This is a genomic window from Maricaulis salignorans (assembly GCF_900103475.1).
Lineage (GTDB): Bacteria > Pseudomonadota > Alphaproteobacteria > Caulobacterales > Maricaulaceae > Maricaulis > Maricaulis salignorans.
The window spans coordinates 21,054-34,865 of sequence record NZ_FNHG01000005.1; the positions used below are offsets into that span (position 1 = coordinate 21,054).

The 13,812-nt window shown below is 63.2% G+C and carries 19 protein-coding genes; 2 read left to right on the plus strand and 17 right to left on the minus strand.

The features are described 5' to 3' along the window. Positions 1 to 2: 2 nt before the first annotated feature. The 9 genes from BLT42_RS05865 to BLT42_RS15115 all read right to left on the minus strand — a co-directional run bounded on the left by BLT42_RS05865 (position 3) and on the right by BLT42_RS15115 (position 6,090). Positions 3 to 623, minus strand: coding sequence for a class I SAM-dependent methyltransferase (locus BLT42_RS05865; protein ID WP_091768275.1), 621 nt, complete (start codon positions 621 to 623; stop codon positions 3 to 5). 10 nt (positions 624 to 633) lie between these two features. After that, positions 634 to 921 carry a hypothetical protein gene (locus BLT42_RS05870; RefSeq protein ID WP_233342347.1) on the minus strand — a complete coding sequence of 96 codons (288 nt, stop codon included), beginning with the start codon at positions 919 to 921 and terminating at the stop codon, positions 634 to 636. Between the two features lie 42 nt (positions 922 to 963). Further along, positions 964 to 1,398: a DUF3995 domain-containing protein gene (locus BLT42_RS05875; protein WP_091768281.1), complete on the minus strand. Its 435-nt coding sequence runs from the start codon at positions 1,396 to 1,398 to the stop codon at positions 964 to 966. 39 nt (positions 1,399 to 1,437) lie between these two features. Continuing rightward, positions 1,438 to 2,844 (minus strand): NAD(P)(+) transhydrogenase (Re/Si-specific) subunit beta, encoded by a 1,407-nt coding sequence (locus BLT42_RS05880; RefSeq protein WP_091768284.1) that lies wholly within the window; start codon positions 2,842 to 2,844, stop codon positions 1,438 to 1,440. 25 nt (positions 2,845 to 2,869) lie between these two features. After that, complete coding sequence (locus BLT42_RS05885) at positions 2,870 to 3,442, minus strand: hypothetical protein (RefSeq protein ID WP_143024059.1); 573 nt, start codon at positions 3,440 to 3,442, stop codon at positions 2,870 to 2,872. Next, positions 3,439 to 3,762, minus strand: coding sequence for an NAD(P) transhydrogenase subunit alpha part 2 (locus BLT42_RS05890; RefSeq protein WP_091768290.1), 324 nt, complete (start codon positions 3,760 to 3,762; stop codon positions 3,439 to 3,441). Before BLT42_RS05890 ends, BLT42_RS05885 begins: the two co-directional genes overlap by 4 nt. A 27-nt stretch (positions 3,763 to 3,789) precedes the next feature. Further along, positions 3,790 to 4,551 (minus strand): hypothetical protein, encoded by a 762-nt coding sequence (locus BLT42_RS05895; protein WP_091768293.1) that lies wholly within the window; start codon positions 4,549 to 4,551, stop codon positions 3,790 to 3,792. A gap of 2 nt (positions 4,552 to 4,553) precedes the next feature. Continuing rightward, positions 4,554 to 5,687: a Re/Si-specific NAD(P)(+) transhydrogenase subunit alpha gene (locus tag BLT42_RS05900; RefSeq protein WP_091768296.1), complete on the minus strand. Its 1,134-nt coding sequence runs from the start codon at positions 5,685 to 5,687 to the stop codon at positions 4,554 to 4,556. 97 nt (positions 5,688 to 5,784) lie between these two features. Then, on the minus strand, positions 5,785 to 6,090 hold the full coding sequence (locus tag BLT42_RS15115) for an aa3-type cytochrome c oxidase subunit IV (RefSeq protein ID WP_176780272.1): 306 nt from the start codon (positions 6,088 to 6,090) through the stop codon (positions 5,785 to 5,787). 214 nt (positions 6,091 to 6,304) lie between these two features. On the opposite strand from BLT42_RS15115, the gene BLT42_RS05910 reads away from it, so the two are divergent. Then, positions 6,305 to 6,553: a hypothetical protein gene (locus BLT42_RS05910; RefSeq protein ID WP_143024060.1), complete on the plus strand. Its 249-nt coding sequence runs from the start codon at positions 6,305 to 6,307 to the stop codon at positions 6,551 to 6,553. Between the two features lie 43 nt (positions 6,554 to 6,596). Here BLT42_RS05910 and BLT42_RS05915 read toward each other — a convergent pair whose 3' ends face one another. Beyond that, entirely contained in the window at positions 6,597 to 7,544 is a 948-nt protein-coding gene (locus BLT42_RS05915) for an alpha/beta fold hydrolase (protein ID WP_091768305.1), read from the minus strand. A 37-nt stretch (positions 7,545 to 7,581) separates the two neighbouring features. Beyond that, positions 7,582 to 8,415: a CPBP family intramembrane glutamic endopeptidase gene (locus BLT42_RS05920; RefSeq protein ID WP_233342348.1), complete on the minus strand. Its 834-nt coding sequence runs from the start codon at positions 8,413 to 8,415 to the stop codon at positions 7,582 to 7,584. 183 nt (positions 8,416 to 8,598) lie between these two features. Between BLT42_RS05920 and BLT42_RS05925 the strand changes: the two genes are divergently transcribed. Continuing rightward, positions 8,599 to 10,053, plus strand: coding sequence for a sigma-54-dependent transcriptional regulator (locus BLT42_RS05925; protein WP_091768313.1), 1,455 nt, complete (start codon positions 8,599 to 8,601; stop codon positions 10,051 to 10,053). Positions 10,054 to 10,271: 218 nt separating this feature from the next. On the opposite strand, the gene BLT42_RS05930 is transcribed toward BLT42_RS05925, so the two are convergent. From BLT42_RS05930 to BLT42_RS05955, 6 genes are all read right to left on the minus strand, one after another. Further along, the gene (locus BLT42_RS05930; protein WP_091768316.1) at positions 10,272 to 10,742 is read right to left on the minus strand and encodes a hypothetical protein; all 471 of its coding nucleotides are present in this window, start codon (positions 10,740 to 10,742) and stop codon (positions 10,272 to 10,274) included. A 99-nt stretch (positions 10,743 to 10,841) separates the two neighbouring features. After that, the gene (locus BLT42_RS05935; protein ID WP_091768319.1) at positions 10,842 to 11,348 is read right to left on the minus strand and encodes a hypothetical protein; all 507 of its coding nucleotides are present in this window, start codon (positions 11,346 to 11,348) and stop codon (positions 10,842 to 10,844) included. A 29-nt stretch (positions 11,349 to 11,377) separates the two neighbouring features. After that, on the minus strand, positions 11,378 to 11,662 hold the full coding sequence (locus BLT42_RS05940) for a DUF2312 domain-containing protein (protein ID WP_091768322.1): 285 nt from the start codon (positions 11,660 to 11,662) through the stop codon (positions 11,378 to 11,380). An 89-nt stretch (positions 11,663 to 11,751) separates the two neighbouring features. Next, positions 11,752 to 12,699 (minus strand): alpha/beta fold hydrolase, encoded by a 948-nt coding sequence (locus BLT42_RS05945; protein ID WP_091768325.1) that lies wholly within the window; start codon positions 12,697 to 12,699, stop codon positions 11,752 to 11,754. A gap of 2 nt (positions 12,700 to 12,701) precedes the next feature. Beyond that, complete coding sequence (locus BLT42_RS05950) at positions 12,702 to 13,286, minus strand: tetratricopeptide repeat protein (protein ID WP_091768328.1); 585 nt, start codon at positions 13,284 to 13,286, stop codon at positions 12,702 to 12,704. An 85-nt stretch (positions 13,287 to 13,371) separates the two neighbouring features. Next, entirely contained in the window at positions 13,372 to 13,770 is a 399-nt protein-coding gene (locus BLT42_RS05955; RefSeq protein WP_091768331.1) for an MAPEG family protein, read from the minus strand. Between the last annotated feature and the right edge of the window lie 42 nt (positions 13,771 to 13,812).

The following is a 13,812-nucleotide window of genomic DNA, read 5'->3' on the forward strand; positions in this document are numbered from 1 at the left end:
GATCAGGCCTTTACGGCGATGCCGGCATAATTGAACGCGGCGAATTTCGGACTTTTGGGCAGATACATCGCCTCAACCCGTTCAATCCCGAAGCCGGCCGCCTGCATCATCGTGTCGGGATGACGGGTGAGGTGACAACCGCCGGCCAGCGGTTTCCAGACCGGCTCAATGCGTCGCTGCCATTTCGCGACATCGGCATCGGGTGCGCCGCCATGCTCGGAGAACAAGAGCTTGCCGCCCGGCTTGAGCACGCGAAGCATCTGCGCCAGTGCGGCCTCGGCATCGGGTATGGTGCACAGCGTATAGGTCAGAACCACTGTATCGACAGAAGCGTCCTCGAGCGGGATTTCCTCGCCGGGCAGATCAATCAACTCCACCGTCACCGGGCAGGCGGCAATCGCATCCGCCGCCTTGCGCCGCATGCCCTCGGAGGGTTCAAGCGCATAGAGGTGGGAAACCCTGGCCGGATCATAGAAGGAGAGGTTGGGTCCGGCACCGAAGCCGACTTCCAGCACGCGGCCTGTCGCCAGGGGCACGATCTGGGAGCGCTTCTTCATGATCTGAGGCTGCCCGCAGGCAAAACCGATAACGTGCGGCAGGATGTGTTCGTGGTAAAAGCTCATGGCCGCCAGCCTAGGGCAGGCCGGGGAAACTCTCCACGTATTTGATCTTGATGTCGGGAAATGAGTCGACGAACTGGATCGTGAAATCAGCAAAACTCGTCACCCAGGTCCATTCGCCGCAATTATCGGGAAAGCTGGTGACCTGTTTGACCTTGAGATCGGGGAAGCTTTCGACGATCTGGACGCGGATATCGGGAAAGCCCTCGACGATCTGCACCTCGCCATGCAGCGGGATGCCGTTCCAGGTGCAGTCTTCGGCGACGGGGCCAAGCGGGAGAAGGATGAGTTCAGCGAACATGGGGAGATCCTGTCGCATCCCGGCTGAACGAAAGATGACCCATTAGCGGGCGGTCGGAGCAAGCGCCAGGATGGTGAAGGCAAGGCCCAACACAAGAATGGCGGGTGAGAAAAACATCGCGTTCAGGGTCGCGAAGGGTTCGCTCGCGCGGCTGAACAGGCCTGGCAGATAGGCATAGATTCCGCGTGCCAGCATGATGACGGCGACGACGCCGAGCGGGATGCGAACGAAGATCACGGAATCGAAGCCGAAAACCCCGCGGGCCAGGGCAAAGCCGGCCGCCGCCAATACCAGTACCGCCACGGCCAGCGAGTGCAGGGCTGGCGGCATGGTCTGCGACCGGGTGATGCCGATCACGGTCTTGACCAGATCCGCTTCCGTCGCTGCGGGCCACAGACCGCCAAAGGCCCAATAGGCGTGCAGGACAGCAATCACGCTCATGACCGCAAAGACCGACCATCCCATAGCAGGCATCATATTGGTCTTCCCTTGCCCGGAGCGATGGTCACCGTCACGCTAGCCCATCGCCTTGTTGATCTCTTCCGCCATCTTCTTGGCATCACCCAGCAACATCATCGTATTGTCGCGGAAGAAGAGCGGGTTCTCGACGCCGGCATAGCCGGACGCCAGCGAGCGCTTGACGAAGAAGACGGTCTTGGCCTTCCACACCTGCAATACCGGCATGCCATAGATCGGTGAGGACGGATCATCCTCGGCGGCCGGATTGGTGACGTCATTGGCACCGATCACGAAGGCAACATCGGCATTGGCGAAGGCCGAATTGATATCCTCCAGCTCGAATACCTCATCATAGGGAACCTGGGCTTCGGCGAGCAGGACATTCATGTGTCCGGGCATGCGGCCGGCGACCGGATGGATCGCATAGGAAACCTCAACGCCCTCTTCCTTGAGGATGTCGGCCATTTCCTTCAGCGCGTGCTGGGCCTGGGCGACGGCCATGCCATAGCCGGGCACGATGATGACCTTGCCGGAATTCTTGAGCACGAAGGCGGCGTCTTCCGCCGAGCCCTGTTTGGCATTGCCTTGCGGGCCGGCGACGGCGGCGGCGCTGCCATCATCGCCAAAACCACCGAGAATGACCGAGATGAAGGAGCGATTCATGCCCTTGCACATGATGTAGGACAGGATCGCACCGGACGAACCCACCAGGGCGCCGGTGACCAGAAGCGCGGTGTTTTCCAGGGTGAAGCCCAGAGCAGCGGCGGCCCAGCCGGAATAGGAATTGAGCATCGAGACGACGACCGGCATGTCGGCGCCGCCAATCGGGATGATCAGGGTGACGCCGAGCACGAAGGCCGCCAGGGCGATCATCCAGAAGGCCATTTTGGCATCGCCGCCCGACGCCATCAGGAAGGCGATCATCAGGCCGATGAAGGCCGCCAGTGCGATATTGATCGCGTGACGCAGTGGCAGGAGGATTGGTGCGCCAGACATATTGCCGTTGAGTTTGGCAAAGGCGATCACCGAGCCGGAGAAGGTGATGGCGCCAATCGCGGTGCCGATCGACAGCTCGAACAGGGAGAGTTTGTGCAAATGCCCGCTGACCGGGTCTGCGATGTGGAAGGCCTCGGGTGCAAACAGGGCTGCGGCGGCCACCAGCACGGCCGCCATGCCGACCAGCGAGTGGAAGGCGGCGACAAGTTGCGGCATCGACGTCATCGAGATGCGGCGCGCGATTACCGCACCAATACCGCCACCAACCATCACGCCGCCAATGATCAGGGCGATCGAGGCGCCATCGAGTTGGGCTGCCAGCAGGGAGGTGACAATGGCGATCGCCATGCCGGCCATGCCGAAGAAATTGCCCTGGCGCGCGGTTTCCGGGCTGGACAGCCCGCGCAGGGCGAGGATGAACAAAATCCCCGAAAGGAGGTAAAGCAGTGCGGCGAGATTTGCAGACATGGCGCTCTCTTGCGGGTTGTGGCGATTAGTCGGTGTAGCGGATCTTGTAACCGTTGATGTCACGGACGGGGAAGCCGCCGTTCAACTCCAGTGGTCCAATCATCAAGGTCAGGTTCGCGCCCGGATCATTGCGGGTCATGTTGACCGCCTCGACGAGGCGTTCGGCGCGCCATCGGCGTTCCTCATTGGTGCCAGCGTCCTGGGCCGGGAAGGGATCCATGTCGAGCCAGAGAATGTAAAAATCTTGCCCGTAAGGATCATTCCGGTCGCAGGTGATCCGCAAATCCGAGACGTCGATGCGCAATTCGGTCACTGTATTGCACTCGACCTCATAATAACGGGGCCGTGGACCGGCAGCCTGGCGCTGCTCTGCTTCCTGGGCTTCGCGATAGAGTTCGAGCGTGCGCTGGTTCAGGACCGGGGCATCCGATGGGTTGTCCTCGACCTCGGGATCCTGCTCTGCGGTCAGCTGCCGGAGGATGGCCGGGTTGCGAAGGGTTGGCAAATTGGTCCGGGTCTGGGGTTGTGCCTGGTCCTGGGCCCCGGCGGCCGAGGCGCCGACCGCAAGGAGGGAGAGGACTAACAAGGATCTCATCATGCCTTGCGCTCCTTTTTCTTGTACATCGCCAGCATGCGCTGGGTGACCAGGAAGCCACCGAATATGTTGACGCTGGCGAGGACGATGGCGAGCGTGCCGAGGCCGCGCGAGAAGCCGGCCCCGCCGCTGCCATCATCGGTGACGCCGGTCGCTGTTGCGGCCAGCAGGGCGCCGACAATGATCACAGAGGAGATCGCATTGGTGACGGCCATCAACGGCGTGTGCAGGGCGGGTGTGACCGACCAGACGACGTAATAACCAATGAAGATCGCGAGGATAAAGATCGCGAGGCGAAAGATGACGGGATCTACGGCTTCCATAAGATTATTCCTCCCCGGTTCAGGGCTCTAGTTTCGCGTCGGCAGGGCGGTGTTGGTCATGACGACATTGAGTTGGCGGATGTCGGGCGAGTCGATCAGGGTGATGCGAATGGCATCGCCAACCGGTTCAACACGCAGGGTCACGCCGAGAAAACTGCATAATTCGGGACTGTCCGCGAGGGGCTCGCACGCCTGATTGGTCACAATTCTCTCATTGTCGACATATCTGGAGAACTGGGCCTGGCCCCCGCGCAGGCGTTCAAAAACTATGCGGGAGCTTGTTTCCAGCGCGTCGGATGGCTCCACAGCCTCGTATCGCACCGGGACAATGCGATCGAGCGCATGGACGATATTGGCCAGAAACTGCGTGTTCACGCCGCTATTGCGGGTCAGGTAACCGCCATCGAAGACGCCGTCATCGTTGAAATCCCGCAGGCATTGGACCCGCCGTACCGGCGCATTGAAATCAATGCGCGGGCAATAGGCATAGCCACGCGTTACCCGCATCCCGAACAGCAGGCTTCCCGCCGGAATGATTGCGCCATGTCGCGGACGGACCCGTGATGCGGCATCATCGAGCAGGCGCACCGCATATTCTGGCCGGACGGTCTCCACCCAGGCGACTTCGCCCCGATTAACGAGGCGCGGCTCTTGAAGGCCTTGCGGCGGGTAGGTCAAGAGGTCGACGCGGCCATTTTCGGCTCGGGGAACAGACTCGGCAGCCGCCATCGGGCCGACGCCCAGGGCGGCAATCAATGCGAGCAGCAGCGGCGAGGTTTGTCGCATCATGATCACGCGCTCTCCTTCACCAGGGTCGGATGCACGACCGCGCCGTCGCGGGTCAGGGCCATGCCCTGGATGATTTCATCGTCCCAGTGCGGCGCGCGGGCGCCGTCTTCACCGACTAGAAGCGGCAGGAGATTGGCGAGGTTCTTGGCGTAGAGCGCCGAACTGTCGGCGGCGAGACGGCCGGGCAGATTGGAGAAGCCGGCAATCATCACGCCCTGGTGGGTGACGATCTCGTCGGCCTTGGTCAGTTCGCAATTGCCGCCATTGGGCGCGGCCAGGTCGATGATCACAGAGCCGGGCTTCATCGCTTCGACCATCGCCTTGGTGATCAGTTTCGGCGCCGGACGCCCCGGGATCAGTGCCGTGGTGACGACGATGTCCTGCTTGGCGATATGGCCGGCGACGAGTTCGGCCTGTTTGGCCTGGTATTCCGGCGACATCTGTTTGGCATAACCGCCAGCGGTCTCGGCCTGCTTGAATTCCTCATCCTCGACGGCGACGAATTTGGCGCCGAGCGAGGCGACCTGTTCCTTCGAGGCCGGGCGGACATCGGTGGCGGAGACAACAGCGCCGAGGCGGCGCGCGGTGGCAATCGCCTGCAGGCCGGCAACGCCGGCGCCCATGATGAAGGCCTTGGCCGGAGCGACCGTGCCCGCAGCCGTCATCATCATCGGGAAGGCGCGGCCATAGATCTGGGCGGCTTCGATGATCGAGCGATAGCCGGCGAGATTGGACTGGCTGGAGAGCGCATCCATCGCCTGGGCCCGGCTGATGCGCGGTACGAATTCCATCGCCAGGGCGTCAATCCCGGCCTTGGCCAGCGCCTTGGCGCGCTCCTGTGCGCCATAGGGATCGAGATGCGCGACGAGCAACATGCCCTTGGGCAATTTGGCCAGGGTCGCATCATCAGGCATCTGGACGGAGAAGAGGGCGTCAGCGCCCTTCAGCGTCGCGGCCAGCGTGCCCAATTCGGCGCCGGCGCTCGCATAGGCATCATCGGTTACGGAAGCGGTGAGACCGGCGCCTTTTTCAACCGCGACCACATGGCCGGCTGCGGTGAATTTCTTGACCGTGTCGGGTGTTGCAGCGACCCGTGTCTCGCCCGCATGTCGTTCTTTCAGAATGGCTATTCGCATAGTGTCCCGCCGCTTGATGTTGCAGACGGCTACGATGCGCGAATTCGCCGGTCAGGGGAAGTCCTGCCGGAAAAATTCCTGCCATACGGGTCTGAAATCAGCCGGCGAGGAAGGCGCTGAACAGCTGGGCCAGGCCGCCACAAATCACGCCGAACACGAATAGTCCGCCGACGGTGACATACCAGCTGGTCTTCATCGAGGTCAGCAGGCCGAGCACGACGCCAACAATGGCCACGCCGATCAGCGAGCTCATCCAGTCGGTGCCAACAGCGAAAACCAGGGTGAGATAGAGCAGGGTGACAATCAGTACCAGCGACGTCCAGAGACTGACCGCGATGAAGCCGTCAAACGTGTTCTTCTGGCTGGTGATATTCATTTCGCCGCGCGTGTAGTCAGCTGCCATGAGGACTGCCCCTGTTTGAGTCACTGATATTATTCTGCCGATAGCATGCGTCGGAGCGCAGGCCAAGATGCGCGACTGCCGCAGGTCAGGCCGGTGGCCGCGGCCGCGCGGCATGGATGTTGCGGCAACGCCACGGTCCGGGTTTTTCCCGGGCGGCCGGTTGTGACGCTGAAACGCTTTCAGTATGGGTTGAACCGGAACGGGGGAATGTCCGATGCGCATGCCATTCGCAATCTGGTCCGGATTTCTCGCCTTGCTTGTCTATGCAGGGCTGGCCGGAGTGGAATATCTCAATTTCGGCGCCTTCGACCCGATGTGGCCGATGGTGCGCCTGATCGGTGCGATCTGGCTGGGTCTTGTCGTTCTGGTTGCGATTTTTGGCGCGCTGCGCCGCTCCATGACCGTGCGTCCTTCCGCCCTGCCCGATGACATCGCCCGTGAGCTCCGGCAGCACGAGGACTGAGCGCGCTTGCTGCTCTGGCGGCGGTGTCAGCCTTGGGAAAGCCTCAACCCCAGCCCGGTCCGGTCAGGACTTCGAGCGCCGCGGCGACGGCGATCGGCTGATCGAGGATCAGATGGTGCTTGGCGTCGGGTATCGAGACCATTGTGGTGTCGGCGCCAAAAGTCTCGCGCATGAATCCCCAGACTTCATCCGTGACCAGGCTTGAATCAGACCCACGGAACAGGGCGACCCGGCATTTCAGGCTGGCGGCGATATCGGCCGGCGAGCCGCGGTCATAGGTCAGCTTGCTCCACAGATGCGGATCAAATTTCCAGGTCCAGCCATCGCTGCCGTCCGGCCGTTTGGCGGGTTTCAATGACTGGCGCGCGATATGGTCCAGCAGGAAGGCATTGGCGCACTCCTGTTCGGGCAGCAGCCGGAAACGCTGGAGCGCGGCCTCGAAGGAGGCATACACGCTGCCGCCACGGCTGGGCGGGGGCGAGTTGCGTTGCTCGCGTTCGGGCCGGACGGGGCTGTCCAGGACGGCGATCCCGGCCAGTTCAGCACCGTATTCCGCCGCCGTCGCAAGCGCGACAAATCCGCCGAAGGAATGCCCGGCCATGAAGGGCGCACCCGCCGCGAAGGCCCCGCCGGCGCGGCCGGCGGTAATGGCTTCCAGGGCATAGGTGTCCATGCGGTAGGCGTCGCGGTGATCGCTACCGCCCATGCCGGACAAATCCAGCGCAACGACGCGCCTTGTCTCGGCCAGGAAGGGCGCGATGGAATCCCACCAGTCCTTGTGGGCCACACCGCCATGCACCAGGATCAGGCCGGGCAGGCCGGTCTCGCCCCAGGCTTTCCAGTGAATGGTGGCGTTGTCGACGATGACAGTACCGGTTTCGGTCGGCACGGCGAGCGCGCGCTCGAACCAGGCCGGTGCGGGGGGCTTGGCGCCTTCATACTGGACAAGCGGAGCAGGCGGACGCGCCGGACGGGGGGAGGTCTTTGTCATGATCCAGCGCTAGCGCCGATGCTGCGCTGCGTCAATCTCAGCCAGGCTGCATTCCGGTCAAAAGCGGGATGGCGAATACCGCCCATGCATTATTGGCGATATGCCCGAGCACCGGCGCGGCCACACGGCCGGTCACCAGCCGCGCCACCCCCAGTGCCACGCCGAGCAGGGCGGTCGATGTCATCACCATCAGACCCTGGCCGATATGGATCAGTCCGAACGCGGCCGCCGAAATCAGCACGGCGAACAGGCCGGGCACGCCGCGCGCGATCAGCATGGGCAGCATCCAGCCGCGGAACAGGACTTCCTCGACAATCGGTGCGGCCAGCATGGTCAACAGGATGATCGCCCACAGGGCCGCGCCATTGCTGACGAAATCATCGACATTGGAGACATCCTCCAGCTCGGCTCCCCCGGCCAGGGTCAGGCCCGGATCGAGCATTGCAATCTGGTGGAACCAGAGCGTCAGCGGGCTGCCAATGGTCAGCATGAATACGAGGATGAGCAGGCCGGCGAGATAATCGTGCAGCCTGAGCGGGATCACCGAGAAGGCGGCGCGATGGGCGGCATAAATCCCGAAATGATGCCACATCAACAGTGCCAGGACTGCATAGGCTACGGTCGATCCGGCAAATTGCGCGGTCTCCATCGTCAGGCCCAACGTCTTGCCATCGATCAGGGCCCAGGCCCCCTGGGAGAGAATCTGGAACAGGATGGCGAGGCCGAATAACAGGCCGGGCCAGACCAGCATGCCGGGCAGGGAATGGATGAAGAGCAGGCGCTGGTGCTCGTGCAATTCCGAAAACCCGTCCTGCGCTGCAAACGGCCAGCGCACGCTGTTCCGGGAAATACGGCTCGCTGAATCGTTCATCATCGCGTCTCGACGGCGAGGGAAACCCCTCTCGGCAAGCTTATGCTTAACCGGTCCTTGCCGCCGCTTAAACGTGAAATTTAGAAGAGTGTCCCATAACGGTCCGCATAGACGCCCTGTCGGCAACGGCAGCGAGGTCAAAAGACCCGGCGAAAACAATGCGACCGAAAAGGCGTGGGTGTGATGGTGAAATCAGTTCTGATCGTTGATGACGATCCGACGCAACGCCGCCTTCTTCAGGCGGTGATCGAAAAACAGGGCTACCGCGTAGAGACCGCAGAAAGCGGCGATGCGGCCCTGGACCGTGTGGCTTCATCGCCTGTCGATGTGATGCTGCTCGATCTGATCATGCCGGGGATGGATGGCATGGAGACGCTGGAGGCGGTCAAGAAGCGATTGCCCGATCTTCCGGTCATCGTGCTGACGGCCAGCGGCGGTATTGAAACCGTGGTGGCGGCCATGCGGGCCGGCGCGTCGGACTTCTTCGTCAAGCCGGCCAGTCCGGAACGCATCGCGGTGTCGATCCGCAATGCCTTGAAGGTTCAAAACCTCAGTGGTGAGGTCAAGCGCCTGACCCGCAAGGCGGCCAATATGTCGGGCTTTGCCGACATGATCGCCGATGCTGCAGCCATGCAGCAGGTCGTCCGGCTCGGTGAACGCGCCGCGCAATCGGATATCCCGATCCTGGTCACCGGCGAATCCGGCGTTGGCAAGGAATTGGTCGCCCAGTCGATCATGGCCGCCTCCAAGCGCGCCGGTGGTCCTTTCGTGGCGGTCAATTGCGGGGCAATTCCGGAAAATCTGGTGGAATCAACCCTGTTCGGTCACGAAAAGGGCTCCTTCACCGGCGCGACCGGCAAGCATATGGGCAAATTCCAGGAGGCCGATGGTGGCACTCTTTTCCTGGATGAGGTCGGTGAGCTGCCGCTCGACATGCAGGTCAAACTGCTGCGGGCCCTGCAAGAGGGCGAGGTCGATCCTGTCGGCTCCAAACGCCCCGTCAAGGTCAATACCCGCATCATTTCGGCAACCAATCGCGACCTGACCGAACGCGTCGCCGCCGGTGCCTTCCGCGAGGATCTGTTCTACCGCCTGAATGTCTTCCCGATCGAAGTGCCATCCCTGCGCTCGCGCCAGGATGATGTGCCAGCCCTGGTGCGTCATTTCATCGGCCGCTTCAATGCCCAGGAAGGCAAGGCGATCGTCGATGCGGCGCCGGAAACGCACGCCATGCTGAGCAAGTTCGACTGGCCGGGTAATGTGCGTCAGCTGGAGAACGCGGTCTTCCGGGCCGTTATCCTGGCCGATGGTGATTATCTGACGCCGGCCGATTTCCCGCAAATCTCCGGTCTCATCCCCGATATCCAGAGCCGTGCGCCGAGTGCCGGCGAAATCTCTCCGGCCGCGGTCGAACTGATGGCGGGTGCTGGCGAGCCGGCCCCGGTGGAGATCATGGATGCCGGCGGCAATCTGCGGTCACTCGAGGATATCGAACGTGACCTGATCGAATTCGCGATCGAGACCTATGCCGGACGGATGAGCGAAGTCGCCCGCCGCCTCGGTGTCGGCCGCTCGACCCTGTATCGCAAGGTCCGCGAATACGATCTCGATGTCGAAGGCGTCCGCGCCACCGGCTAGATCTCCAGACGAGCTTCCCAGCCACGGGATGCCTGCCACGTGTTGTGTGGCAGGCTGTGAAGCGGGCCGGTTCCCCATGGGAGCTGGTCCGTTTCTGGTTTCGGGATGCGCAAAATCCCAAAAAAACGGGCCGTCTCCCGGGGGAGCCGGCCCGAATTCCGGGCCGCCGCGCCGGGGGGAGAGCGCGGGGACCGGGGGGATGCGTCAGGGGTGGGACGTCAGAGGTGGGCGCCGGCCAGCTGGAGCTCCCGGGGCGGAGCGGTGTGAAGGGGCGCGCGTTCCTGCCAGGCGGCATAGACCGGGATCAAGGCGGCCTCGCGGCTAAAGGAAATCCTCAATTGCCGGACCAGGGCCAGCAGCGAATCCGCCATGCCTTCGGCATTGTCGCTGCCGACTTCGAGTCCGAGTTCGACATGGGTGCGCAGGACATCGATCCGGGCCATCAGGTCAAGCAATTGCTCGTCAAGATGGGCGACATATTCCCGCGCCAGCGGATCGGCGGACAGCGGGGCGTAGACATGATCGGCCTTGAAGGCGCTCAGCCGGTCGAGCTGATCAATGCCGCGCTGGAAGGCGGCTGCGCCCCGTACCGAGGAGAGCGTGTTTTCGACAGCCGAACCAAGGCAGTCCAGAACATTCTCCTGCATGAGGTTTATCTGATCCATCGGGTCAAACCGGGTATCGAACATTGCTCTGATCTCCTCTGATCGTAGGGCAATGATACGCGTTTACGCAGCCGGCGCGCCTTGCGAGTGGGATTAGATTTAACGCCGCGCTAACACCTTGCCTCAAAGGCGAGTCTTGCCGCCCTCGATCACGCGCGGCGTGAAACCGCCAGGCCGGCTGGCCGCCGGCTTTGGTGCCGGGACGGCGTCCTCCGGTGCAGGCACCGCGACGGGGCCGGTCGCGCGACCCGCCACCGGCCTGGATGCGGGCGGCGGAGACGGATCGAAATCCTCATGGATATCGCGCGAACGCGGGCCGGGAGCGGGCGTTTTGCGCTTGAAACCCTTGCCCTGCGACATGGGTTTGCGCGCCTTGCCGGCGGCTTTTTTCTCGATCTCGCGCAGTTTCAGCGCCTGCCGCGCCGAGAGCGCTTCCTCGGTATCGCCCTTGCCGGGATCATTGAAGGCCGAGCCATAGGTCTCGAGCCTTTCCTCCAGCGAGCCGAGGAACTCGCCCTCCCATTCCGACAGGGAAGCATCCGGGGTGCCGGCCTGCTCGGCGGCGCGCTTGGCACGCTCCAGCCGGCGCAGGGCCTTGCGGGTCTTCTTTTCGTCGATCTTGCGGGGCACGCGATCCTCCTTTGGGGGAGGCGGGCAGTTTAGCTCTCGACGGCGCCGAGATACAATTCAAGAAGCGCTTCCATTTCCTGGCGCTCATTGCGGTCGATCTTGCGCAGGGAGATCACCTTGCGCATCACCTTGGGATCGAAACCCATGGATTTGACCTCGGCATACACTTCCTTGATGTCGGCCATCACATTGGCCTTGTCTTCTTCAAGCCGCTCGATGCGGGCGACAAAAGACTTCAGATGATCGCGCGCGACCCCGCCCATGGCGTCGGAATCGTCAATCGGGCCTGTCGGTGCGGTATCGGTGAAAGCCATCTGTGTAACCTTTGCTGCGGCGGAGCGCGACACTAGGCTGGCAAGGCGTCAGCCTCAAGCCGGTCGGCCAGTGGTTTCCACCGGAATCTTCAGTCCTGTGCCCGTTCGCGCACGGCGATCGCCGCCTCGAGCACAGCGCGCGGGTGATGGTGGTGGAGATTATGCCCTGCGCCGGAAATCAGGCGCAACTCGGCCTGGGCCATCCGCGCTGCGACCTGGCCGGAATGGCGATGCGTCCACACCACCGTATCGGCCTTCCCGGCCAGAAACACGGTTGGCAGGGTGATATTCTCGTAGCCCTCTTCCTGCATTTCCAGATGCCGATTGACCTGCATCATGTCGCGCGCATTGGCGATCCAGTTGCCCGGGCGCAGGATGAGCGGCAGGCGCGATGCCGCGACATAGTCGTCCGGCACAGTTTCGGGATGGAAGGCCGAGCGCGCACCGGCCGCCAGCTGGCCATGCCCGACCAGCGGAATGATGATGCGGGTCAGCAAGGGCCCCACGAGCGGCCAGCCACTGGCAGAATTGAACCAGGCCGCTTCGCCGATCCAGGCGGACAGTGCCGGCGCGACCAGCACCAGGCCGGTGATGCGGCGAGGATGGTCCATGGCAAGGCGCATCGCGATCGCGCCGCCCCAGGAATGACCGATCACCACGGTTTCGGGAATCTCCAGCCGGTCGAGGAAATTGTCGATCAGCGCCGCTTCATCGGCGGGCGACCAGCGTCTCGACTTTGGCCGTTCGCTCCAGCCCAGTCCGGGGCGGTCGAGCCAGATGACATTCTCGCCGGCGAAGGCCTCGCCAAGGGCCATTCGCGGCTCTTCCAGATTGGAGGCAGCGCCATGCAGGACCAGAATGGCCGGGCGGGCGGGATCGCCGCTGCGGCGGTAATGCAGGCGAATGCCGCCGATTTCGAGAAATTCGCCTTCGGGCGGGTGGGTCTTGCCGATCCGGCGCGAGACCAGCCAGCCACCAAAGGCACCGAGAAAAAGTCCGGCCAGGGCAATCAGCGCGATGAGACCGGCTGGCGGCACCGCTACAGCGCGCGTCCGGCGCGCGCCGCATCAATGCGGGCCTTGGCAGTGACGGCCGGGGCATAGGTCGGGTGGATTTCCAGCGCTTCCTCATAGGCGTCAAGCGCGGCATTGAGGGCCTGGGCATTTTCGAGCACCCGCCCGAGCGTGACATAGGCGTCGAAACGGCGCGGTTCGAGGGTCAGGGCGGTGTTCAGCGTCTCGAAGGCATAGGTCCAGTCTTCCAGCTGCGTCGCGACACGTCCGGCGGCGAGCCAGCCCTCGGCGAAGTCCGGCGCCAGCGCGGTGACATGGTCATACATACGGGCCGCGATATCATTGTCGCCAGCGGCCTCGGCGGCATAGCCGCGATCCATCAGCAGCGAGACGGTGTCGCTGCCGGAATGGGACCAGAGGGCAAGGATTTCGTCGACCAGCGGACGGGCGGCCGCCTCATCGGCTGTCGCCAGCGCATCAAGCCGGGCTGTCAGCCTTTCCTGCGGTGTCTGGAACTCGACCTGCGGCGCAATCTGCACCGTCTCGGTGAGCGGCGGGGCATCCTGCGCGGCGGCGAAGGTCAGCAGGGCGGAAGCGAGCAGGATCATCATGGTCACGAGGATAGAGGCTCTTGCGGCGGCGTCCAGAGGGCGCCGCCGCATCTTGCCAGGATTTAAGGCACGGCTGCCGCCGGTATCAGCCGGTGAACAGGCCCCAGACGAGCAGGCCAGTCGAGCCGAGGAACATCACGATGACAGCGAGGGCGCCGATCATGAAGCCGAGTTCGCGCTTGGCCGGGTCGGCCATATAGCCTTGCGAAAACAGCACGCGCCCGATCAGCCAGACCAGGGCGCCAATGCCCGCATAGAGATCCCCGGCCAGCGTAGCGAAAATCCATAGCACAGGCAGGAAGAGCACCATCTGCTCGACCGTGTTGAGATGAACGCGATTGGCGCGCTCGAATTCTTCGGAGCCGGACATGGCCGGCGCCTTGACGCCGGTCTTGCCACGCATCATCCCGGTGCGGATCGCGAAGAGCAGTGTGAGGAGGACGGCAGCGAGTGTGCCGAGCATGGTGAAGGGGTAGGCTGCCATGGTGGGTCTCTTTCATTGGGCCGGGATTCGGCGTGAAGTGTC